Origin of the sequence: Streptomyces sp. NPDC088810 (assembly GCF_044750305.1) — a bacterium.
Lineage (GTDB): Bacteria > Actinomycetota > Actinomycetes > Streptomycetales > Streptomycetaceae > Streptomyces.
This window is the reverse complement of record NZ_JBIVJQ010000010.1, coordinates 180,459-201,240: the sequence shown is the minus strand read 5'-3', so window position 1 is coordinate 201,240 and position 20,782 is coordinate 180,459. Positions and strand designations below refer to the sequence as shown.

Annotated in this window: 21 protein-coding genes; 10 read left to right on the top strand and 11 right to left on the bottom strand. The window is 73.0% G+C overall.

The window, feature by feature from the left end:
- Positions 1-108: 108 nt before the first annotated feature.
- Positions 109-933 carry a lysozyme gene (locus tag ACIP4Y_RS28795; RefSeq protein ID WP_401398668.1) on the bottom strand — a complete coding sequence of 275 codons (825 nt, stop codon included), beginning with the start codon at positions 931-933 and terminating at the stop codon, positions 109-111.
- 245 nt (positions 934-1,178) lie between these two features.
- Between ACIP4Y_RS28795 and ACIP4Y_RS28790 the strand changes: the two genes are divergently transcribed.
- A complete protein-coding gene (locus ACIP4Y_RS28790) occupies positions 1,179-1,670 on the top strand; it encodes a MarR family transcriptional regulator (RefSeq protein ID WP_358640191.1) in 492 nt (163 codons plus the stop codon).
- Between the two features lie 35 nt (positions 1,671-1,705).
- Here ACIP4Y_RS28790 and ACIP4Y_RS28785 read toward each other — a convergent pair whose 3' ends face one another.
- Entirely contained in the window at positions 1,706-2,494 is a 789-nt protein-coding gene (locus ACIP4Y_RS28785; protein WP_401398667.1) for a protein phosphatase 2C domain-containing protein, read from the bottom strand.
- Positions 2,495-2,877: 383 nt separating this feature from the next.
- Here ACIP4Y_RS28785 and ACIP4Y_RS28780 point away from each other — a divergent pair, with 383 nt between their 5' ends.
- The 6 genes from ACIP4Y_RS28780 (at position 2,878) to ACIP4Y_RS28755 (ending at position 9,063) form a co-directional block, all read left to right on the top strand.
- A complete protein-coding gene (locus tag ACIP4Y_RS28780) occupies positions 2,878-5,643 on the top strand; it encodes a nitrate- and nitrite sensing domain-containing protein (protein WP_401398666.1) in 2,766 nt (921 codons plus the stop codon).
- Positions 5,640-6,137 (top strand): roadblock/LC7 domain-containing protein, encoded by a 498-nt coding sequence (locus ACIP4Y_RS28775; RefSeq protein WP_401398665.1) that lies wholly within the window; start codon positions 5,640-5,642, stop codon positions 6,135-6,137. The genes ACIP4Y_RS28780 and ACIP4Y_RS28775 overlap by 4 nt, the downstream gene beginning before the upstream one ends.
- The gene (locus tag ACIP4Y_RS28770) at positions 6,134-6,541 is read left to right on the top strand and encodes a DUF742 domain-containing protein (RefSeq protein ID WP_358640183.1); all 408 of its coding nucleotides are present in this window, start codon (positions 6,134-6,136) and stop codon (positions 6,539-6,541) included. Before ACIP4Y_RS28775 ends, ACIP4Y_RS28770 begins: the two co-directional genes overlap by 4 nt.
- Positions 6,522-7,175, top strand: coding sequence for an ATP/GTP-binding protein (locus tag ACIP4Y_RS28765; RefSeq protein WP_358640182.1), 654 nt, complete (start codon positions 6,522-6,524; stop codon positions 7,173-7,175). The genes ACIP4Y_RS28770 and ACIP4Y_RS28765 overlap by 20 nt, the downstream gene beginning before the upstream one ends.
- 41 nt (positions 7,176-7,216) lie before the next feature.
- Positions 7,217-8,470 carry a styrene monooxygenase/indole monooxygenase family protein gene (locus ACIP4Y_RS28760; protein ID WP_401398664.1) on the top strand — a complete coding sequence of 418 codons (1,254 nt, stop codon included), beginning with the start codon at positions 7,217-7,219 and terminating at the stop codon, positions 8,468-8,470.
- 89 nt (positions 8,471-8,559) lie between these two features.
- A complete protein-coding gene (locus ACIP4Y_RS28755) occupies positions 8,560-9,063 on the top strand; it encodes a hypothetical protein (RefSeq protein WP_401398663.1) in 504 nt (167 codons plus the stop codon).
- Here ACIP4Y_RS28755 and ACIP4Y_RS28750 read toward each other — a convergent pair.
- The 4 genes from ACIP4Y_RS28750 to ACIP4Y_RS28735 all read right to left on the bottom strand — a co-directional run bounded on the left by ACIP4Y_RS28750 (position 9,060) and on the right by ACIP4Y_RS28735 (position 12,198).
- Complete coding sequence (locus ACIP4Y_RS28750; RefSeq protein ID WP_401398662.1) at positions 9,060-10,124, bottom strand: NlpC/P60 family protein; 1,065 nt, start codon at positions 10,122-10,124, stop codon at positions 9,060-9,062. The genes ACIP4Y_RS28755 and ACIP4Y_RS28750 overlap by 4 nt on opposite strands.
- Before the next feature lie 112 nt (positions 10,125-10,236).
- Positions 10,237-10,539, bottom strand: a complete 303-nt coding sequence (locus tag ACIP4Y_RS28745; protein WP_358640213.1) for a hypothetical protein — start codon at positions 10,537-10,539, stop codon at positions 10,237-10,239.
- A 4-nt stretch (positions 10,540-10,543) separates the two neighbouring features.
- Positions 10,544-11,200, bottom strand: coding sequence for a helix-turn-helix domain-containing protein (locus ACIP4Y_RS28740; protein ID WP_358640175.1), 657 nt, complete (start codon positions 11,198-11,200; stop codon positions 10,544-10,546).
- A 59-nt stretch (positions 11,201-11,259) separates the two neighbouring features.
- Positions 11,260-12,198 carry a diiron oxygenase gene (locus ACIP4Y_RS28735; RefSeq protein ID WP_401398661.1) on the bottom strand — a complete coding sequence of 313 codons (939 nt, stop codon included), beginning with the start codon at positions 12,196-12,198 and terminating at the stop codon, positions 11,260-11,262.
- 122 nt (positions 12,199-12,320) lie between these two features.
- Between ACIP4Y_RS28735 and ACIP4Y_RS28730 the strand changes: the two genes are divergently transcribed.
- Positions 12,321-13,430: a ferritin-like domain-containing protein gene (locus tag ACIP4Y_RS28730; RefSeq protein WP_401398660.1), complete on the top strand. Its 1,110-nt coding sequence runs from the start codon at positions 12,321-12,323 to the stop codon at positions 13,428-13,430.
- 59 nt (positions 13,431-13,489) lie between these two features.
- Positions 13,490-14,302, top strand: coding sequence for a hypothetical protein (locus tag ACIP4Y_RS28725; protein ID WP_401398742.1), 813 nt, complete (start codon positions 13,490-13,492; stop codon positions 14,300-14,302).
- A 3-nt stretch (positions 14,303-14,305) separates the two neighbouring features.
- On the opposite strand, the gene ACIP4Y_RS28720 is transcribed toward ACIP4Y_RS28725, so the two are convergent.
- The 5 genes from ACIP4Y_RS28720 to ACIP4Y_RS28700 form a co-directional block, all read right to left on the bottom strand.
- A complete protein-coding gene (locus tag ACIP4Y_RS28720) occupies positions 14,306-15,763 on the bottom strand; it encodes a penicillin-binding transpeptidase domain-containing protein (RefSeq protein WP_401398741.1) in 1,458 nt (485 codons plus the stop codon).
- Positions 15,764-15,798: 35 nt separating this feature from the next.
- Positions 15,799-17,160, bottom strand: a complete 1,362-nt coding sequence (locus ACIP4Y_RS28715) for an FtsW/RodA/SpoVE family cell cycle protein (RefSeq protein WP_358640172.1) — start codon at positions 17,158-17,160, stop codon at positions 15,799-15,801.
- Positions 17,161-17,208: 48 nt separating this feature from the next.
- Complete coding sequence (locus tag ACIP4Y_RS28710; protein WP_401398659.1) at positions 17,209-18,465, bottom strand: ATP-binding protein; 1,257 nt, start codon at positions 18,463-18,465, stop codon at positions 17,209-17,211.
- A complete protein-coding gene (locus ACIP4Y_RS28705) occupies positions 18,462-19,199 on the bottom strand; it encodes a hypothetical protein (protein ID WP_401398658.1) in 738 nt (245 codons plus the stop codon). Before ACIP4Y_RS28705 ends, ACIP4Y_RS28710 begins: the two co-directional genes overlap by 4 nt.
- 152 nt (positions 19,200-19,351) lie before the next feature.
- Positions 19,352-19,858 (bottom strand): protein phosphatase, encoded by a 507-nt coding sequence (locus ACIP4Y_RS28700; RefSeq protein WP_401398657.1) that lies wholly within the window; start codon positions 19,856-19,858, stop codon positions 19,352-19,354.
- Positions 19,859-19,958: 100 nt separating this feature from the next.
- Between ACIP4Y_RS28700 and ACIP4Y_RS28695 the strand changes: the two genes are divergently transcribed.
- On the top strand, positions 19,959-20,762 hold the full coding sequence (locus ACIP4Y_RS28695) for a nuclease-related domain-containing protein (protein ID WP_401398656.1): 804 nt from the start codon (positions 19,959-19,961) through the stop codon (positions 20,760-20,762).
- Positions 20,763-20,782: the final 20 nt, after the last annotated feature.

Below are 20,782 nucleotides of genomic sequence, written 5' to 3'. Positions count from 1 at the left end.
GCCCTTGCTCGGCAGGCTCTCCTGACCAGCATGATCCCGGGCGGCGCGGAGCACCAACGCAGCGCGGCGGACCCGGTGGCCCCGGCGGCCGGGGCCACCGGGGACACCTCAGCCGAGGGCCAGGGCCTGCACCCGGTCGAGCGCGCCGTTGAACTTGTCGTGGTCGCCGACGGTCGGGCCGGAGGAGGTGTACTGCCACATCGTGTAGTACGGCCACCCGGCCGGCAGCGTCCCCGGGTCGGCGGCATAGCGGGCGATCCACAGCGGGTTGTTCGCCGCGAAGCCGCCGTAGTTGCCGGTGCACTGGGTCCACCAGCTGGTGGCCGTGTAGATCACCGGGTACCGGCTGGTGCGCGCCTTGTAGGTGGCGATGAAGTCGGCGATCCAGCCGACCATCTGGCTCGCGGTCTTGCCGTAGCAGGCGGCGCCGTAGGGGTTCCACTCGATGTCGAGGGCGCCGGGCAGGGTCCTGCCGTCCCGGGACCAGCCGCCGCCGTGGTCCACGAAGTAGTTGGCCTGGGTGGCGCCGCTGGTGGTGTCCGGGGTGGCGAAGTGGTACGAGCCGCGGATCATGCCGACGTTGTAGGAGCCGTTGTACTGCTGGGCGAAGTACGGGTTCGTGTAGTACGTGCCTTCCGTGGCCTTGGTGTACGCCCAGCGCACCCCGCTGCCCCACAGCGTCGACCAGGCGACGTTGCCCTGGTACGCGGAGACGTCGACGCCCTCGGTCTGGGTGGCGTCACCGGTGCTGGGCGTGCCGTCCCGGCCGTCGTGGGCGAGGACGCCCATGCCCATGTAGGCGGAGCCGCGGCCGGGCGTGCTCGCGGCCCGGGCGGAGCTGAGCGGGAGGCTGAGCGAGAGCGCCGCGAGCAGCGCCGTGAGGAGGACGGAGAGGGGGCGCGGGCGGCAGGAGCCGGCTCTGAGCACGGGCATGACGTGCCTCCGGGGAGTGAAGTGGGGGGAGAGAGCGTGTGGGGGGCTCAATGGCGCGGAACGCCGTCCACTGGCGTGGGCATGCCATTAACGACGTGGTAAAGAAGCTACGCACGTAGATACGGCGTGGGAAGAGGGTCCGGACGACGCCGTTGGTCTACGCCTGCGAAATACTTACGGAGCTGCGGCAATGACGACTTTTGACAGAAACTTTCACCACCACGAAACCGATCAGGGGTGCTGACGTGCACGAGGACGGAAACGGTGGCGCCCACGGCGTCGCCGGCCAGGTGACACCCAGTGGTGCAGACCAGGAATTCCTGGCACTGGAGCGCGAGTTGACCGTGCTGCTCCGGCGCGCCCGCGCCAACCAGGGCGAGATGGCCCGGGAGGTCCACCCCGACCTGGAGTCCTCCGCCTACGGCCTGCTCATCCGGCTGGACGAACTGGGCGGCCAGCGGGCCACGGCCCTCGCCGCCTACATCGGCGTCGGCAAGGCCACCATGTCCCGCCAGCTGCGCGCCCTGGAGGAGCTGGGCCTGATCGCCCGGGAACCCGACCCCGCCGACGGCCGCGCCTGGCTCGTCACCCTCACCGAGGAGGGCCGCCGCCGCGTCGGCACGGTCCGCGAGGCCCGCCGCGCCCGCTACGTCCGCCAGCTCGCCCACTGGGACCGCCGCGAGGTCGCCGAGCTGGCCCGGCTGCTCCACGAGCTGAACGGCGTCATGGCCAAGTGAACACCGTCATGAACGCTGTCACGGCGCCCTAGCCGTCACAGCTCCGCGTACACCACCGTCGCGTCGTCGTGCGTCTTGCTCCGGCCCAGGAACGCCCGCTCCTCCCGGTCCGCCGCCTCCAGCTCCCGTACCCGCTCCACCAGCGACCGGGCGCCCTCCTTCGCGACCACGTCGAACAGTGCCGTCCAGTCGCCCTCGCGGAACGTCTCCGTCCAGCGCGTCGCGCCGTCGGTCAGCGCGACCAGCGCCCGGACCTCGCGCCGGGGCAGGACGCCGGTGACCGCCCGGGCGGCCACGGCCGGGTCGGCGGCGGCCGTGAAGAAGCCGCCCTCCTTGTTGCGCAGGTGCGCGTCGATCAGGGCGTCGGTGGTGAGCGCGGCGCGGGGCAGCCGGGCCAGCCGGTCGTCCAGCACCGGGGTGACCGCACCGTCGGGCCCCCGCACCAGCAGCGCGGAGTCGGACAGCACCAGGTACTCGACCTCGGCGGCGGACCAGCGGGCCAGGACGACGGTTGCCTGGGGGGTTCGCGGGTGAGAAAGGTCACAGGCGTCCGCGTGGGCCTCGGCGGTGCGCCGGATGGCCCGCGCGAGAATTTCCGAGAGCGTCAGATCTCGCCCCGAAACGGTCAGTTCGGTCAGCGCACCGCCCAGTCGCGCGGTGAACCAGGGGACGGAATGCAGACAGCCCGTCCCGCCACGGGGCGGAGTGACTCCGTCCAGGACGATCACGCAACCTCCCTGTCCGGAGGCGGGTAGTCCGACACCGGCGAAGTCCTCGTTGGGGCGGGTCGCGTCGCCGGGGTCCGAAACGAGATCAGTGCGCATCCGGCCAGTCTGCACGAGGCCTTCACACGGGCGCCAAAGGCTGGCAAGGACCGGCCAATTCTCACCGCCCCGCAGGTCAGACGCCTGGTTTGGGCGAGAATGATCCACTCCGGGAAGGCGTGGTGGCGAATACTGCCAAAGCCTGCCGCGTGCGTCCAACCGGCCCACCGCGCAAGACCCCCGCACGCGCCAGAGGAACTTGCCCGCCAACTCCCCTCCGATGTTCACTCCTTCGGGTGGCGGGTCAGGTGATGCGCGACCACTGCCCACCGGCGCTGGGAGGGTCGGGAACCGTACGAACCGGGTGTACGCACCACTTGGCACCGAGCTGACGGGGCGCCACCCGGGCCCCTGGGTAGACGAGTTCAGGAATGCGAGCACCGGTGCAGAAGAAGCGGCCTCGGCGCACAGGCAGGCAGACGGCCCCCGAGGGGACCGTTCCCCAGACCCCCGTGGGCTCCGGCCGCCCCACGCATGTGCGCACCCGGCTGATCGTCGCCGTCGCCGTCGTGGCCGCGGCCGTCGCCGGGGCAGGCGCGCCCGCGCTGCTGAGCGCCTCCCGGGACGTCAGCGACTCCCAGGACCTGGTGACGCTCGCCGGCCGCACCCAGGACGCGCTCACCCTCGCCCACTCCCTCGCCGACGAACGCGACGAGGTCACCTCCTACGTCGCGGCCGGCCGCCCCAAGTCCAAGGCGCCCTCCGAGGACCGCAGCGCCCGCGTGGACCGGCAGGTTGAGGAGCTGCGCGCCGACACCGACACCCCGGCGCGCCTGCGCACCGCCCTCGACGGCATCGACACGCTGCGCCGGGCCGCCCTCACCGGCAAGACCGACGCCCTGCGGACCCACCAGGCGTACTCGGCGACGATCACCGAACTGCACCGGCTGGCCGAGCGGCTGGCCGAGCAGCTGCCCCCGCGGGCCGGCTCCGGCGCCCACGCCCTGGCCGAACTGGACTCCGCCGTCCAGCAGTCCGCCGCCGCCCGCGGCCTGCTGCTGGCCGCGCTGAACATCCCGTCCCGCAGCCAGACGGTGATCGACCCCACCACCGGCCTGCCCGCCACGTCCGCCACCAGTACCGACGCGGAGCGCACACAGCGCGACGCGCTCACCGCCGCCGCCCAGCAGGCCCGGCTGCGCGCCGACGCGGCCCTCGCCGACTTCCGCGAGACCGCGCCCAAGGCCGCCGTCGACTCCTACGACTCCACGGTCACCGGTCCCGAGGTCAACTCGGCGGACAAGTACCTGTCCGCGCTCACCGACCAGCCCACCCTGGCCGACAGCGAGCTGACCACCAGCACCAAGAAGCTGGACGCGGCCCTGTCCGCCCGCGTCGACCTGATGCGCGGCGCCGAGTCCGCGCTCTACGACCACCGCACCAAGGACCTCGCCCACCTCCGGGACGACGACGTCACCGCCCTGGAGATCCGGATCGCCGTCCTCGGCGTGCTGATGCTGGTCGCGGTCGGCGTCGCCACCGCCATGGCCCGCACCCTGACCCGCCCCCTGTCGGTGCTGCGCCGCGGCTCGGCCCGCCTCGCCGAGGCCGAGGACCCGGCCGGCCAGGAGCCGATCGCCTTCACGGGCCGCAACGACGAGTTCGCCCAGGTGGTCCGCTCGGTCAACGCCCTGCACGCCCACGCCGTCACGCTGCACGAGCGCGTGGCCACCCTGGAGACCGACCGCAAGCACCTGGTCGGCCAGCGCCAGAAGATGGCCGACGCCCGCGAGGAGCTGCGCGCCGAACTCGCCGACTCCGCCGCCCAGCTGGAGCGGCTGCGCACCAGCATCGGCACCACCTTCGTCAACCTGGCCCTGCGCACCCTGGGCCTGGTCGAGCGCCAGCTGGCGGTCATCGAGGGCCTGGAGGACCGGGAACAGGACCCCGACCGCCTCGCCACCCTGTTCAAGCTGGACCACTTCGCCACGGTCATGCGCCGGCACAGCGAGAACCTCCTGGTCCTCGCCGGCACCGAGCACGTCCAGCAGCACCCCGGCCCGGTGCCGCTGGTCGACGTGGTCCGGGCGGCGGTCAGCGAGATCGAACGGTACGAGCGCGTCCGCATCGCCGCCCTGCCGCCGCACGCGCACGTGGCCGGCTTCGCCGCCGACGACCTCTCCCACCTGCTGGCCGAACTCATGGAGAACGCCACCGCCTTCTCCCCGCCGGACCTGCCGGTCGAGGTCTCCGGCTGGCTGCTGGAGTCGGGCGAGGTCATGCTGTCGGTCCAGGACGAGGGCATCGGCGTGGCGGAGGACCGCCTGGCCCGCCTCAACGCGCGCCTCGCCGACTTCGACCCCGAGTCCCTCTACGACCAGGAGGGCGACGACGGCCTCGGCCTCGGCCTGTACGTCGTCGCGCGCCTCGCCCACCGCCACGGCGTCCGTGTCCAGCTGCGCGAGCAGAAGCAGGGCGGCATCGCGGCGGTGGTGGTGCTCCCGGCCGGCCTCCTCGTCGAGGCCCCGCCCACCGCTCTCCCGCCCCGGACCGCCCCCGGCGCCACCGGCACCTTCACCCTCCCCGGCGCCGACGCGGAGGCCAACTCCAACGTCCTGCCCGCCCGCAAGCACCAGGACCCCCTGGTCACCCTGGCGGAACAGGCGGTACGGGAGCACGCCGAGGAGGCAGCGGAACAGGCACCGGAGCAGGCACCGGAACAGCGGTCGGAACAGGCCCCGGAACAGTCACCGGAGGAGGCCCACGAGCAGGCCGCCCAGCCCGCCCAGGACGCGGAGACCCGCCCGAAGGCCCCGGCGGAGACCCACGCCGAGACGACGATGGAACTCCTCCTCCCGGACGCACCGGCGGATCCGGCGCCCGCGGAGGCGGACCGTCCGCACGACCCGGAAGCCGCCGACGACGACGCCGAAGGCGAAGCCGAGGAGGAGGAACGGCTCACCAGCAAGGGCCTCCCCAAGCGCACACCCAGGATCACCGCACCCACCGCCCCGCCCCGCCAGCGCACCGCGTCCGTGGACGCGGAAGCCCTGCGCCGCAGGCTCGGCGGCTTCCGCCGCGGTGCCGAGGCCGGCTACCGCGACGTGGAGGCGGAGATCGCCGAACAGACGGCCAACACCAAGCGGCCGACCAGCCACGCACACGCCGAAGAAGCCACGGGGGGCACAGCCGAGGAGGCAAGCAGTTGACCGCGCCCACTACCTACGGACTGAGCAGTGAAGCCCGAAACCTGCACTGGCTGCTGACCAACCTGGTCGAGGAAGTACCCGGCATCCAGTCCGTCGCCGTGGTCTCGTCCGACGGCCTGCTGCTGCTCTCGTCCGACCCGGGCCACAGCGAGCAGTCCCGCCAGGCCCGCCCGGCGAAGGGCCCCCGGGGCTCCGCCGCCGACCTCGCCACCATCGTCTCCGGCATCGGCAGCCTCACCGTCGGCGCCGCCAAGCTGATGGACTTCGGCGGGGTCCGGCACACGATGGTCGCGATGGAGGAGGGCAGCCTGTTCGTGATGTCGATCAGCGACGGCTCGCTGCTCGGCGTCCACGGCTCCGCCGAGTGCGACATGAGCGTCGTGGCGTACCACATGGCGCTCTTCGTCGGCCGCGCCGGCCACGTGCTGACGCCCGAGCTGCGCAGCGAACTGCGCAAATCCCTGGAGGCCGAGTCGACGGGGAGCACCCGATGAGCGGCACACCGAAACTGCCCGTCCGGGGCGGCGACCGCAAACCCGCGCGCGTCCGCCCCTACTCGCTCACCGGCGGCCGTACCCGCTTCGGCCACGTCCTCCTCGTGGAGACGTTCGTGGCCGCACTGGAGGCCCCCGAGGAGCGCAAGGAACTGACGAGTGCGCCGCTCTCCGCCCGGGTCATGCCGGAGATGCGGGCCATCGTCGAACTGTGCCGCCGTATGCGCACGGTGGCCGAGATCGCCGCGCTGCTGAAGATGCCGCTCGGCGTGGTCCGCGTGCTCCTGAGCGACCTCGCGGACCAGGGAAAGATCCGTGTGTACGGCACCGGAACCGGTCACGGCACCGGCCGCCCGGACCGCGCTCTGCTGGAAAGGGTGCTGAGTGGACTCCGCCGTCTCTGACGCCACCGCCTCCTTCGGGGGCACCCCCCTCGCCGCCTTCACCGATCCGGACGAGGACCTGAAGTCCTGGCAGACGGACCGGACACGCGCCCCCATCGCGACGAAGATCGTGGTGGCGGGCGGCTTCGGCGTCGGCAAGACCACCCTGGTCACCTCCGTCTCGGAGATCACGCCCCTGCAGACCGAGGCGCTGATGACCGAGGCCAGCGAGGGCACCGACGACCTGTCGGCCACGCCGGGCAAGCTCACCACCACCGTGGCCATGGACTTCGGCCGCATCACGCTCGACGACGACCTGGTGCTCTACCTGTTCGGCACGCCGGGCCAGCAGCGGTTCTGGTTCATGTGGGACGACCTGGTGCGCGGCGCGATCGGCGCCGTCGTCATGGCCGACACCCGCCGTCTGAAGGACTGTTTCCCCGCGCTGGACTACTTCGAGAGCTGCGGGCTGCCGTACGTCGTCGCGGTCAACCACTTCGACGGCAGCGAGCGGTTCGAGCCGGAGGACGTCCGGGAAGCGCTGACGATACCCGCGCACATCCCTGTCATGATCATGGACGCGCGGCGACGGATCTCGGTGATCGAGACCCTCCTGGCCCTGGTGGCCCACGCGCTGGACGAAACCCCCGAGTAGTCCACGAACCGTCCCCAGCCCCCGTAGGAGACACCACCCGCATGCGGAAGATACTCGTCGTCGGAGCCGGCCAGTCCGGCCTCCAGCTCGCCCTCGGCCTGCAGTCGCACGGCTACGAGGTCACCCTGATGTCGAACCGGACCGCGGACGAGATCCGCTCGGGCCGGGTCATGTCCACGCAGTGCATGTTCGACACGGCGCTGCAGCACGAGCGCGACCTCCAGCTGAACTTCTGGGAGTCCCAGGCCCCGAGGATCGAGGGGCTCGGCGTCTCGGTCGCCGCCCCCGGCTCGCACGACCCGGGCCCCACCCAGCGGGCGATCGACTGGGTGGGCAGGCTCGACGGGTACGCGCAGTCGGTGGACCAGCGGGTGAAGATGGCCGGCTGGATGGAGACCTTCGCGCAGCGCGGCGGCCAGCTGGTCATCCACGGCGCGGCGGTCGGCGACCTGGACTACTTCTCCCGCACCTACGACCTCGTCCTGGTCGCGGCCGGCAAGGGCGAGCTGGTGTCGATGTTCGCCCGCGACCCGGAGCGCTCCCCGTACAGCGAGCCGCAGCGGGCGCTGGCCGTGGCGTACGTCCACGGGCTCGGCCCGCGCCCGGAGCACCCGGAGTTCGACGCGGTCCGCTGCAACCTGGTCCCCGGCGTCGGCGAGTTGTTCGTGATGCCGACCCTGACCACGTCCGGCCGAGCCGACATCCTGTTCTGGGAGGGCATACCCGGCGGCCCGCTCGACGTCTTCAACGGCGTCAAGGACCCGGCGGAGCACCTCTCCCTGACCCTGGAGCTCATGGAGAAGTTCACGCCCTGGGAGTACGCGCGGGCCACCAAGGTCGAGCTGACCGACGCCGGCGGCACGCTGGCCGGCCGGTACGCCCCGACCGTCCGCAACCCCGTCGGCCGGCTGCCCGGCGGCGGCCTCGTCCTCGGCGTGGCCGACGTGGTCGTCGCCAACGACCCGATCACCGGGCAGGGCTCCAACTCGGCGGCCAAGTGCGCGGCGGCGTACCTCGCGTCGATCCTGGAGCGCGGGGACCAGCCGTTCGACGAGGAGTGGATGCGGCAGACCTTCGACCGGTACTGGGCCACCGCGCAGCACGTCACCAAGTGGACCAACGCCATGCTGGCGCCGCCGCCGGAGCACGTGCTGAACCTCATCGGCGCGGCCGGCCAGCTGCAGCCGGTGGCGGATCGATTCGCCAACGCCTTCGACAACCCGGCCGACTTCGAGAACTTCTTCTACGACCCCGAGAAGACGGGCGCCTACCTGGCCTCGGTCGCCGGGGCCTGACGGGACCGTCCCCCTTTTGACACCTCCCACCGGCGGAGAGACGCTGGAGGGCAGGGGCCGGAAGGGGGACGAGCCACGTAGGAGTTCCCATGGACGGTCGACGCGTACGCCTGGCGGTGCTGACGCCCCTGGTGGTGTCGGCGTTGACGGCGGGGGCGGTGACGCTCGCCGCCCCGTCGGCCGTGGCGGCGTCGCCCACGTGTGGTGTCTCGCGGGCCGACGGCCCGGAGCACCTGGAGGTCGTCGGCGAGGACTTCACGCCGGACAAGGCCGTGTTCATCGAGTCGGCCCACGGAGCCGAGGGCACCGTGCGGACCGACGCCGACGGCGCCTTCTCGGCGACGATCAGCCATGCCGCCGGCACCGTCAGCGCCCGGCAGGCCGGCGGCCCCGAGGTCAGGTGCGGCACGGCAGAGCAGGGGGCGCGCGGGAACGCCCAGGAGCAGTACGCGGCGGGCTACAAGGCGGGTTACGCGGCCATGAAGAACGACTGCGACGTCCGTGACCTCAAGCGCGTTCCGGTCAACGACACCTTCCGGAACGGCTTCGAGGACGGCGCGGCCGCCGCGCAGAAGAAGTTCTGCGCGGGCTAGCTGTATCCGGAAGAAAGGCCCTGACCCCGTTCTGCCGGACCGGGACGTACCGCGCCGAGGATCGGGTAGCCGGCGATCGGGGAGACGGTGACCTTCTCGCCCGGCCTCGGCGCCTGGACGACCCTCCCCCCGCCCACGTACATCGCGACGTGCGTCGCCTCGGGGAAGTACACGACCAGGTCGCCCGGCCGGAGCTCTTTCAACGGCACCCGCTGCAACTGCTCCCACTGCTCCTGGCTGGTGCGCGGGATCGGGATCCCCGCGTGGGACCACGCGTCCGAGGTGAGGCCCGAGCAGTCGTACGCCTCGGGACCCTGCGCCCCCCAGGCGTACGGCTTGCCGACCTGGTCGAGGGCGTAGTGGACGGCGCGGTCGCCCGCCGGTGAGGCGGCGCGGTCGGCGGGCAGGGCGCCCGCGGTGGTGAGGGAGCGCTGGGCCTCGGCGACCCCCTGCTGTTCGAGGCGGGCGATCGCGGCGAGCTGCTGGGGGGTGAGCCCGGCCAGCAGGCGTTCCACGCCGGCGAGCCGGGTCCGGACGTCGTCGCGCTGCCTCTTCTGCCGGCCGGCCAGGCCGAGCTGGGTGTCGAGGGCCTTGCGGGCCGCGCGGGCCAGCGCGTCCTTGCGTTTCTCGGCCGCGGCCAGCCGGCCCACCGTACGGACGCGTTGGCGGGCCAGCTCGCCGATGACATGGCCCTCGTCCAGCGCGTGCTGCGGGTCGGGCGCGAGGAGCAGCCGCACGTACGGGCCGAGGCCGCCGCTGCTCTGGTACTGCTGCCGGGCCAGGCGCCCGGCGTCGCTCCGGCTGTCCTGCAGCGCCAGCCGGGCGCGGGCCAGTTCACCGTCGAGCCGGGCGACCTCGGCGCGCTGCCGCTCCAGCTGCTCCGTCGTGGCGTTGTAGGTCTCGGTGGCCTGTTCGGTCTGCCGGTACAGCCGCTGGAGATCCGTCAGCAGCTCGGCCACCGACTGCTGTGGTTCCGGTGTGGCCACGGCGGGCGCGGGCGCGAGGACGGCCTGGGCCGCCACCGTGGCCGTACAGGCCAGACGCAGAAGCCTTGCTGACACGTCATCACCTCCGGGGCGGGGAGAGCGGAATCTCCGCCTCCCGTCGCAACCCGATAATCAGACGTGTCGGTGCGGTGGGTGGGGGAAGCCTGCGCGGTTCGGCGCAGCGGAATCACCCGTTCGCGTCATCCGGCTTGCCGGACGGCGTGGCGTCCGGCTTCGACCAGGGCCAGCGGAGCTTTCCGCCGGACCTGTCGTCCGGGTCGTAGGTGTACTTCCACCCCTGGAGCAGCCCGAGCCGCCGGCTGTGCCCGCGCGGCACCCGGCGGTAGACCAGCACCGTGGGCGGGCCGCCCGCCGGGTCGGGGACGGGGATGCGGTACGTCTTCGGGGGGTGCCCGGTGGGGCCGACCAGGACGGGCAGCACGCGCCCGTCCATGGGGCCGCCCTCGAAGGGGGTGTCCTGGCTCTTCACAAGGTCAGTCTCGGTCATCCCCGGCGAGCGCGCCGACGAGGTCGGCGGTCTGCGGGTCCCGGCCCGCGGTGACCGTGAGGGCGGCCACGAACTGCTCCACCAGCCAGTCGCGCAGCTCCGCGGCCGGGGGCTGCTTGTCCTCGTCCAGCCACATCAGGGAGGCCGCCTCCACGGCCGTGATCCACATCCGCACCGTCATGCGCAGCCGGGGGCCCGGACCGGTGATGCCCAGGTGCTGGTAGATGTGCTCGGCCGCGGACCGGCGCACCCCGTCCACGATGGCGGTGGTACGGGAGGTCTCCACCACGCTGCCGCCCTGGAGCAGCGCGCTGAAACCGGTGTCGTGCTGGTCCACGAAGGCCAGATAGCGGTCCAGGGCGCGGGACAGGCGGGGCAGCAGCGCGCCCTCGCGAGGCTCGTCGAAGCAGTGCTGGAGCTCCTCGGCGGCGGAGCGCAGCGCGGCCTCGTACAGCTGCTGCTTGCCGCCGGGGAAGTACCGGTACACCAGCGGCCGCGAGACCCCGGCCGCCTCCGCCACGTCGTCCAGCGAGACGTCCTCGGGGGCGCGGTGCGCGAAGAGGCCCAGGGCGGCGTCGAGGAGCTGGCTGCGCCGCTCCTCGACGCTGAGCCGGCGGTATGCGGGGGTGGCCGACGGGGTCATGGTGAGCAGCCTAATCGCCGCGCGGCTCCGGCCGTTCTCCGATCGATACGGCCCCGCGCCTACGCCAGCAGGCCGGACGACCGCCACAAGCGCCGCCCCACACCCCGCAGCACCCCGATGTCGTCCAGGAAGTCCGTCAGCCGCTTCGCGCCCGACTGCATGACCTCCCGGCGGTGTCCGCTCGCCTTCACCTGCGCCATCGCCTCCCGCTTGTCCAGGCCGACGTTGGTGTAGACCTCCGGGTTGACGAAGGCGACCGAGAAGACGCGGGCGAACTCGCCGGAGGTGACCCGGGTGAACTCCTGGGACCACTTCGGCGCGGTCACCATCTGGCGCCGCAGCTCCTCACGGGCGTACCGGACGTGCCGGGCCTCCTCGACCACGTGGATGCGGGTGACGCCCCGGATCAGCGGCTGGACCCGCTCGTCCGGGAACGTCAGCCGCTGCATCCAGTCCAGGACCTCCTCGCCGAGCAGCGTGGCGGTGAAGGAACCGGGGGTGGTGGAGATCGTCTTGAACAGGCGGCCGAGGTTCTGGTGGACGCGGCTGACCGGGTACCAGGGCGTGCCGCCGTGCGAGATCAGCCGCGCGAACATCTTCGAGTGCCGGCACTCGTCCTCGATCTCGGTGAGGGCGTACCGCACGTGGGCGCTCGTCGCCGCCTTGTCGTAGATGTGCCGGACCAGCAGCTGCATCAGGATGATCTCGAACCAGATGCCGAGCGAGGCCAGCGCGGCGGCCTCGTGCCGGGAGAGCAGGATCCGCTGTTCCTCGCTCATCCGCTGCCACATCGGGGTGTCGTACAGCGAGACCAGCTCGGGCGGCCAGAACCACTTGCCCTCCTCGAAGGGTGCGTCCCAGTCCAGCTCCTCGTCCGGGTCGAAGGAGTGCTTGGCGGAAGAGACGAGCAGCCGTTCGGCCACCTGTTCCCGGTCCTTGAGCAGGCCGAGCGCGTCGCGCAGCCCGTCCAGCGCGTCCGCTTCCGTCAGGGTCGTCATGGCTCCCTCACCTCGTTACCCGGGGGTAGTCGTCCTGCTCTTATGAGACTGCCTGTCAGCAAGACCGTCAATCCCTTGCGCGCAACTTGTTGACGCCGCGTCTGCGTGTGAGCCTGCCGGGTATGCCGACGCATGACCTCTACGCCGACCACCCGGGAGACTCCCCCTGGCCGGTGCCCGCCACCGGCGCGGCCCGGTTCAGCTGGGAGTACGACGACGGACGCGACCGCCTGCTCGCCCTGTACCAGAAGGGCAAGGACAAGCAGTGGGACGGGCGGACGCGCATCGACTGGGACCTGGAGGTCGACCCGTACGACGCCCTCGGCACGCCCGAGGAGGCCATGTCCCTGTACGGCACCCCGTACTGGGCCAAGCTGTCGGAGAAGGACAAGGGCGAGCTGCGCCGGCACTACGCCTCCTGGCAGTTCAGCCAGTTCCTGCACGGCGAGCAGGGCGCCATGATCTGCGCCGCGCGGATCGTGGAGTCGGTGCCCGACCTCGACGCCAAGTTCTTCTCCGCGACCCAGACCATGGACGAGGCCCGGCACGCCGAGATATACGGCCGGTTCCTGCACGAGAAGATAGGACTCGTCTACCCGATCAACGACAACCTCCAGTCGCTGCTCGGCGACACCCTGCGCGACAGCCGCTGGGACATGCCCTACCTCGGCATGCAGGTGCTGATCGAGGGCCTGGCGCTGGCCGCCTTCGGCATGATCCGGGACACCACGGACAAGCCGCTGCCCCGGCAGATCCTGACCTACGTCATGCAGGACGAGGCCCGGCACGTCGCCTTCGGCCGGATGGCGCTGCGCGACTACTACAAGCAGCTCACCGACGCCGAACTGCGCGAGCGCGAGGAGTTCGTCATCGAGGGCTGCTACCTGATGCGCGACCGGCTGCGCGGCGTGGAGGTGCTGGAGAACTTCGGCATCCCGAAGGCCGAGGCGGAGGCGCTGAGCGAGCGGTCCGAGTTCCTCCGGCTCTTCCGGAAGCTGCTGTTCAGCCGCATCGTCCCGTGCGTCAAGGACATCGGCCTGTGGGGCAAGCGGCTCCAGCAGGCCTATGTGGACATGGGCGTCCTGGAACTGGGCGACTCCGACCTGGACCTGCTGATGGCGCAGGACGAGGAACTTGCCGAGCAGCTGGACGCCGAGCGCTTCGCCGCCGAGGAGCGGGCACGGGTGGCCGAGGTGGAGGCGGCGATCGAGTCGGGGGCGGCGGAGGACTGACCGGACGCGGGCGCGGTGCCGGTGGTGTCACCCGCGTGCAGTAGCGTGCTGGCGTGTCCATGCCTCCGCCGCACCAGCCGCCGCACCAGTCGCCGTACCCGCAGCAGCCCCAGCCTCACCCCTATGGCGGGCAGGCTCCGGGCCCGTACGGCTCGCCCTACCCGCAGCAGCAGCCGTACCCCCCGCAGCCGCCCTACCCGCAGCAGCCGTACCCCGGCTGGGGCGTGCCGCCCATGGCCCCGCCGCCGAAGAAGCGGCGGATCGGGCTGGTGCTCGGGATCGTGGGCGGTGTGGTCACGCTCGCGATCGTGGCCCTCGTCCTGATCGGCGCCGTGGCCGAGAGCGGCTTCCCCGCGGCGGAGAACAAGCTGACCCTGCCCCACAGCCTGCTGGACGCGAAGTACACCATCGTCGAGGACCTCTCCGGCACCGAGGGCAAGAAGATCGAGGAGGAGGCCGACGGCGCCTGGGACGCCAGGGACATCCACGCCGCCGTCGGCCGCTACCAGCCCGGCGACGACTCCGAGGCCATGCTGCTCGTGTCCGGCATGTACGGCCGGTTCAAGAACGAGGCCACGGTGCGCCGCAGCATGCTCAAGGGCGCCACCGAGGCCGACGGTGTGACGGTCGAGGAGCCCGCGCGGGACGTCACCCCGTCCGGCGCGGACACCCCGGTCAGCTGCCAGGTCCTCACCCAGAGGAATTCCGCGGTGACGATCACCTACCCGGTCTGCGCCTGGGCGGACGGAAACACGGCGGCCGTCGTCGGCGAGGTCGACCGCGCCGTGAAGGACCCCGCCGAGGTGGACCTGGACAAGGCCGCCCGCAACACCCTGCGGATCCGCTCCGAGATGCTCCAGCCGGTCGACTGACCCTCACCGCCCGAGCACGGCCCGCATCACGTCCCGCGCGATCGGCGCCGCGTCCCCGCCGCCGCTGATCTCGCCGCGGTCCGCCGAGGCGTCCTCCACCACCACCGCGACCGCCACCTGCGGCTCCGGCGCGTCCTCGCGCTGCGCCCAGGAGACGAACCAGGCGTACGGCACCCCGGCGTTGCCGACCCCGTGCTGGGCGGTGCCGGTCTTGCCGCCGACCAGCGCGCCGGGGATCGCCGCGTTGGTGCCGGTGCCCTCCTCGACCACGCCGGCCATCAGCTCCTTCAGCCGGGCCGCCGTGTCCGGCCGCATCACCTGCCGCCCCGGCCGGGCCCCGCTGCCGGTGACCGTCTCGCCGCCGTGCCGGGTGGTCCGCTCCACCAGGTACGGCGGACGCAGCCGGCCGCCGTCCGCGACCGCCGCCGCGACCATCGCCATCTGCAGCGGGGTGGCCCGCGTGTTGTACTGGCCGATCGAGGACAGCGCCAGCTGCGCCCTGTCCACCCTGGTGTCGAAGGTGCTGGGCGACACGGCGAAGGGGATGCGCACGCCGGTGTCGTTGAACCCGAACGCCTGGGCCGTCGTCGCCATGTCCCGCACCCCCACGTCCACGCCCAGCTTGGCGAAGACCGTGTTGCAGGACCACTCGAAGGCATCGCGCACCGAGGCGTTCCGGCAGCCGTCGCCCTCGTTGGTCAGCCGGGTGGTGGTGCCGGGCAGCCGGTAGGGGTCGGGGGAGTCGGTGGGCGCGTCCAGGTCCGTGACCACGCCCGCGTCCAGCGCCGCCGCCGCGGTGACCACCTTGAACGTCGATCCCGGCGGATAGGTCTGCCGTACCGCCCGGTTGAGCATCGGCTTCTCCGGGTCGTGGGTGAGCCGGGCCCACGCCGCCGACACCGCCTCGTTGTTGCCCGACAGCTCCGACGGGTCGTACGACGGGCTGGTCACCAGCGCCAGGACGCGGCCCGTGGCCGGCTCGAGGGCGGCCACCGCGCCCTTGCGCCCGGCGAGCCCCCGGTACGCGGCCTCCTGCGCCCGCCGGCTGAGGGTCGTCACGACGTCCCCGCCGCGGTTCGGCGCCCGGGTCACGTCGCTCCACAGCGGCAGCGGCGCCAGCATCGGATCGGTGCCGGAGAGCACCCCGTCCTCGGTGTGCTCCAGGAACGTGGTGCCGTACGTCTGCGAGGAGAACCCGGTGACCGGCGCGTACAACGGGCCGTCCTTGTAGGCGCGTTCGTAGCGCAGCTGCTCGCCGGTGTCCACCGACCCGGTGACCGGCTCGCCGCCCGCCAGGATGTTCCCGCGCGGCTGCTGGTAACGGGCGATGGCGGCCCGGCGGTTGGCCGGGTTGCCGTCGTACTCCCGGGACTGCACGACCTGCACGCGGGCCGCGTTGGCCAGCAGGGCCGCCAGCAGCAGGGCGCAGAAGCCGCAGGCGTGCCGGATGTACTTCCCCATCGGCCGCCCGCCCTCGGGAATCTGGCCGTAGTCGCTCACGGTGCCTCCCGGCCGTCGTACTGGCTGCGCGCCGAATCGCTCACCCGGACCAGCAGCGCCACGATCGCCCAGTTGGTCACCACCGAGGAGCCACCCTGGGCGAGGAACGGCATCGCCATGCCGGTCAGCGGGATCAGCCCGGTCACCCCGCCCGCGATCACGAACACCTGCAGCGCCACGATCGAGGCCAGCCCGACCGCGAGGAGCCGGCCGAACGGCTCGCGCAGCGCGAGGCCCGCCCGGTAGCCGCGCTCCACCAGCAGCGCGTACAGCAGCACGATCGCCGCGAGGCCCGCGAGGCCCAGCTCCTCCCCGGCGGTCGCCAGGATGAAGTCCGACTTGACGGCGAAACCGATCAGGATGGAGTGGCCGAGCCCGAGCCCGGTGCCGAGGACCCCGCCGGCGGCGAACGCGAACAGCGACTGGGAGAGCTGGTTGGGTCCCTGCCCGGCCTCGATGGTGGCGAACGGGTGCAGCCAGTCCTCGATCCGGCCGCCCACGTGCGGCTCCAGACGACCCACGGCGAAGGCGCCGAGCACGGCCAGCAGCAGCCCGACCGCGATCCAGCCGGTGCGCCCGGTGGCGACGTACAGCAGCACCACGAACAGCCCGAAGAACAGCAGCGAGGTCCCGAGGTCCCGCTCCAGCACCAGCACGCCGACGCTCACCAGCCAGATCGTCAGGATCGGCCCGAGCACCCGCCCGGTCGGGAACTGCAGCCGCCACAGCCGCCGGCCGGTGTACGCGAGCGCGCTGCGGTTGGCGGCCAGATAGGCGGCGAAGAACACCGCGAGCAGCACCTTCGCGAACTCGCCCGGCTGGATGGAGAACCCGGCGATCCGGATCCAGATCCGGGCGCCGTTGACCGCCGGGAACAGGATCGGCAGCGCCAGCAGGGCGAGGGCGGCCACCACGCAGACGTACGAGTACCGCTGGAGCACCCGGTGGTCGCGCAGCACCAGGACGACGGCGATGAACAGGCCCACCCCGAGCGTGGACCACACCAGTTGGGTGGGGGCCGCCTGGTCGCCCGGTGTCTCCAGGTCCAGCCGGTAGATCAGCACCAGTCCGAGCCCGTTGAGCAGCACGCCGATGGGCAGCGGCAGGGGATCGGCGTACGGCGCCCGGATGCGGACCGCGATGTGCGCGAACAGGGCGAGCACGCCGAGGCCCGCCCCGTAGCCGACGGCGCCGGGCGGGACGGTGCCGGTCCGGGCCAGCCCCACCGCGCAGTAGCCGTACACGGACAGCAGGACGGCCAGCACGAGCAGCGAGAGTTCGACGCCCCGGCGCCGGGGGAGGCGTGCGGCGCGCGCGGGAGCGGGGACCGCCGCCGTGGTGGTTCCGGCGTTCGTCATGCCCGGAACCTATCCAAATGGGGCGTCTTGTGCCGGGAGGAGGGCCTTTCAGGGAGCTGTCGGTTTTGTCGGTGGCAGCGTCAGTGTCGCCACCGCGCCCCCGTCCACCGCATTGGCGAAGGTCAGCGCAGCGCCCAGCACCTCCGCCTGCCCGACCGCGATGGTCAGCCCGAGCCCGTGCCCCTTGGCCCCGCCCTCGGTCCGGAACCGCTGCGGCCCGTGAGCCACCAGGTACCCCGGATACCCGCCCCCGTGGTCCCGCACGGTCACCACCGGCCCGTCCACCGTCAGCACCACCGGCGGCGCCCCGTGCTTGTGCGCGTTGGCCACCAGGTTCCCCAGCACCCGCTCCAGCCGCCGCCGGTCGGTCTCCACCCGGACGTCCCGCAGGATCCGCACCTCGGTGTCGGTGCCCGAGGCCCGTACCACCCGCTCGGCCAGCGCCGCGAGCTGCTCCGTGCCGACCTCCGGCCTCTCCCGCCGGGTGTCCAGCCGGGAGATCTCCAGCAGGTCCTCGGTGAGCGTGCGCAGCGCCGCCACCCGGTCCCGCACCAGCTCCGTCGGCCGCCCGGGCGGCAGCAGCTCGGCCGCCGCGTGCAGGCCGGTCAGCGGAGTGCGCAGCTCGTGCGCCACGTCCGCGGTGAACCGCTGCTCGCTCAGCAGCTTGCTCTGCAGGGTCGACGCCATCGTGTCCAGGGCCGCGGCCACCGCGGCGACCTCGTCCTGCGGGCGGGTCGGATCCTGTGTCCGGGGGTCGTTCACCCGGGCGTCCAGGTCGCCGCCGCTGATCCGCCGGGCCACCCGCGCGGTGCCGTGCAGCCGCCGGGTCACCCGGGTCACCGCGAACACGCCCACCAGCACGGTCGCGCCGATCGCGAGCCCCGACGACCACAGGATCGACTGGTCGAGACCGGCGATGGTACGGGACTGCTGCGAGTAGTCGACCTCCACGGCCAGCGCCCGGTGCCCGGCCACCGGCCCCGCCGCCCACATGGTCGGCCGGCCCTGGTGGGTGGCGACCATCGTGCCGCGCTCCCCGGCCGCCGCCAGCGTCCGCAGCGGCGCCGGCAGCCCCTCGGGGTCCACCCCCGCACCCGGCAGCAGCGTGTCCCCGGCCTCGTACGCCCGGGTGGCGTCCGCGAGCCGGGCCAGCGCCAGGTTGCGGGCCTGGCCGACGGTCTGGTTGGTCACCGAGACATGGACGAGCACGCCGAGCAGCGCGGCCAGCGCGCAGCACATCACGATGATGAACGCGGCGGCCTTGACGGCGAGGGCCCCGGCCCAGTGGGGCAGCGTGAGCCTCATCGCGGGCTCGCCGGGGTCGCCGCGGGGGAGGCCGACGGGGACGGGGTCCTGCTGGTGCGGCCGTCGCCGACGTGCAGGTACTCGTCGCGGGAGAAGACCATCGCGCGCTGCCCCGGGTCCCACTCCCAGGTGGTGCGGTACTCGTAGCCGGAGATGTCGGCCGGCGAACGCTCGATCAGCGACCGGCCGGCCAGCTCCACCCCGATGATCGCGTCGTTGTCGGCCAGCACCTGCACCAGCCGGTGCCGCTCGACCGTGTACACCCGCACCGCCGTCTGGTTGGTCGGGTACAGCCGGAAGCCGAGCGTCAGATCCGCCCGGCCGTCCCCGGTGAGGTCCCGGTAGTACGGCTTCAGCAGCGGGCACCGGGCCCGGTCACCGCCCGGCCGGCACTCCCTCATCCGGTCCACGGTCGCCCGGTACGCCCCCTTCGACCCGTAGTCGGCGGGGTGCGCCTTCAGCTCCGCCTCGACGACGTCCACCGGATCGACCGTGCGGATGTCGTCGCCGCGGACCGTGACGCCCTTGACGGTCTCCCGGGTCGCCACGTCGTAGGGGTAGGCCGGGCTGGACGCCGGCCGCAGATCGGGCCAGAGCCTGGCGGGGCTGGCGGCGGTCGGGGTCGGCCCGGCGCCGCGCAGCCCGCCGGTGTCGCCGCAGGCCGCCGCCGTCGCCGACAGCAGGGCCACGGAGGCTGCGGCGAGGGCGGTGCGCAGGGGACGACGGGCTGGCATCCCTACATTCTGACGGAAGCTGCTTTGTACGGCTTCGGGTGCGGGGTGCGGCGCGGGGCGAGCCTGCGAAAGACCGGCGGGGCGGTGGCGGGGCGGCGGGGCGGCAGAGCGGTAGACCGGCGGGGCGGCGCAGCGGCCTAGCGGGGGCGCGGCTACTCGGTCAGCTCCTCCAGCAGCCGTACGGTCGCCAGGCCCGCCCGCAGGTACTCCACGAACAGCTCGTTGTGCAGCGCCCACGCCGAGCGCCGGGCCCGGATCAGCTGGACCGCCTGGTCGGCCGAGTCACCCCGCTGGACCAGGGCGTGCGCGATGACCAGCCCCGAGCGGTTGTACCCGTGGTAACAGCGCACGAGCACCCGGCGGCCCGCGTCCAGCGCCTCGTTGACCGCCCGCGCCAGCCGGATCACCCCGGCGAGCTGCGTCCCGTCCAGCGGCCCGTCCGGAATCGGCCACACATGGTGCTCCACGCCCGCGTCGGGCCCGTACCCCGGCAGCCGCAGCAGGGACTGCACCAGATCGAACTCGTCCCGTACGACGACGAACTCCAGCCGGCCGGAACGGCCCCGGAACTGGTGCCCGCCCATCCACAGGCCGGGCACGATCTCGCTCCACGGGCTCTCCGGAGCCGGTACGTCGGGCTGCTTTCCGCGGGTACGCAACGGCGCCTCCCCAACTCCCCCTCGCGGGGCCGTCCTCCACGGTAACCGGTCTTGCCCCCGGAGCACCCCGCCTGTTCCCATGGTCGAGGGGTGATGGCGCATGAGCGGACTGCGCGTGGTGCCGGCCTTCCGGCACGGCCGGGAGCGGCTGTACGTCTGCCGCGAGGACGGATCCAACCTCGCCTGGTACGACCGCGAGACCGGCCGGGTCAACCTGCTCGGCGAGGACAGCAGGGACGACGTGCTGCACGCCCTGCAACCCTTCCTGACCGGCCCGGTCACCGTCGGCCCGCCCCCGGTGCCCACCCCCGCGGAACTCGCCCGGCTCACCCTGCACCCGGACGACGACCTCGCCCCCAACCGCCCCGGCGAGGCCCTGCTCGTCGCCCTCGACCGCGACCCCGGCCCCGCCCACCGGCTGCGCCCCGACCCGCGCCGGCGCGCCCTGACCGCCGAGCAGACCGTCGGCGGCGCCCTGGACGGGCTGGAGGGCGCCGGCTGGCACACCGTGCACTCCGTCCCGCTGCCCGGCGGCGACCGCATCCACCACCTGGTGATCGGCCCCGGCGGCCTGTTCGCCGTGCACGCCCTGTACGCCCGCAGGAGCCGGGTCCTGGTCGCCGACCCGATGGTCACCCTGGGCCGCCGCGAGGCCGAGCCGCTGCTGCGCCGGCTGCGCGCCGACGCCGACCGCGCCTCCTACGCGCTGACCGCCGAGGTCCGCCCGCTGCTGGCCCTGGTCGGCCCGGCCGAGGTGACCGTGACGGCTCAGCCGCGCGGGGTGCGGATCCTGACGGACGCCGAGCTGACGGACCTGGGCCGGCTGGGCGGGGTGCTCAAGCCGGCGGACGTGGAGGCCCTGCACGGGATGGCCCGGGACCGGAACACCTGGGACAGGGTGTAGCCCGGGACGGCCGGGGCGCG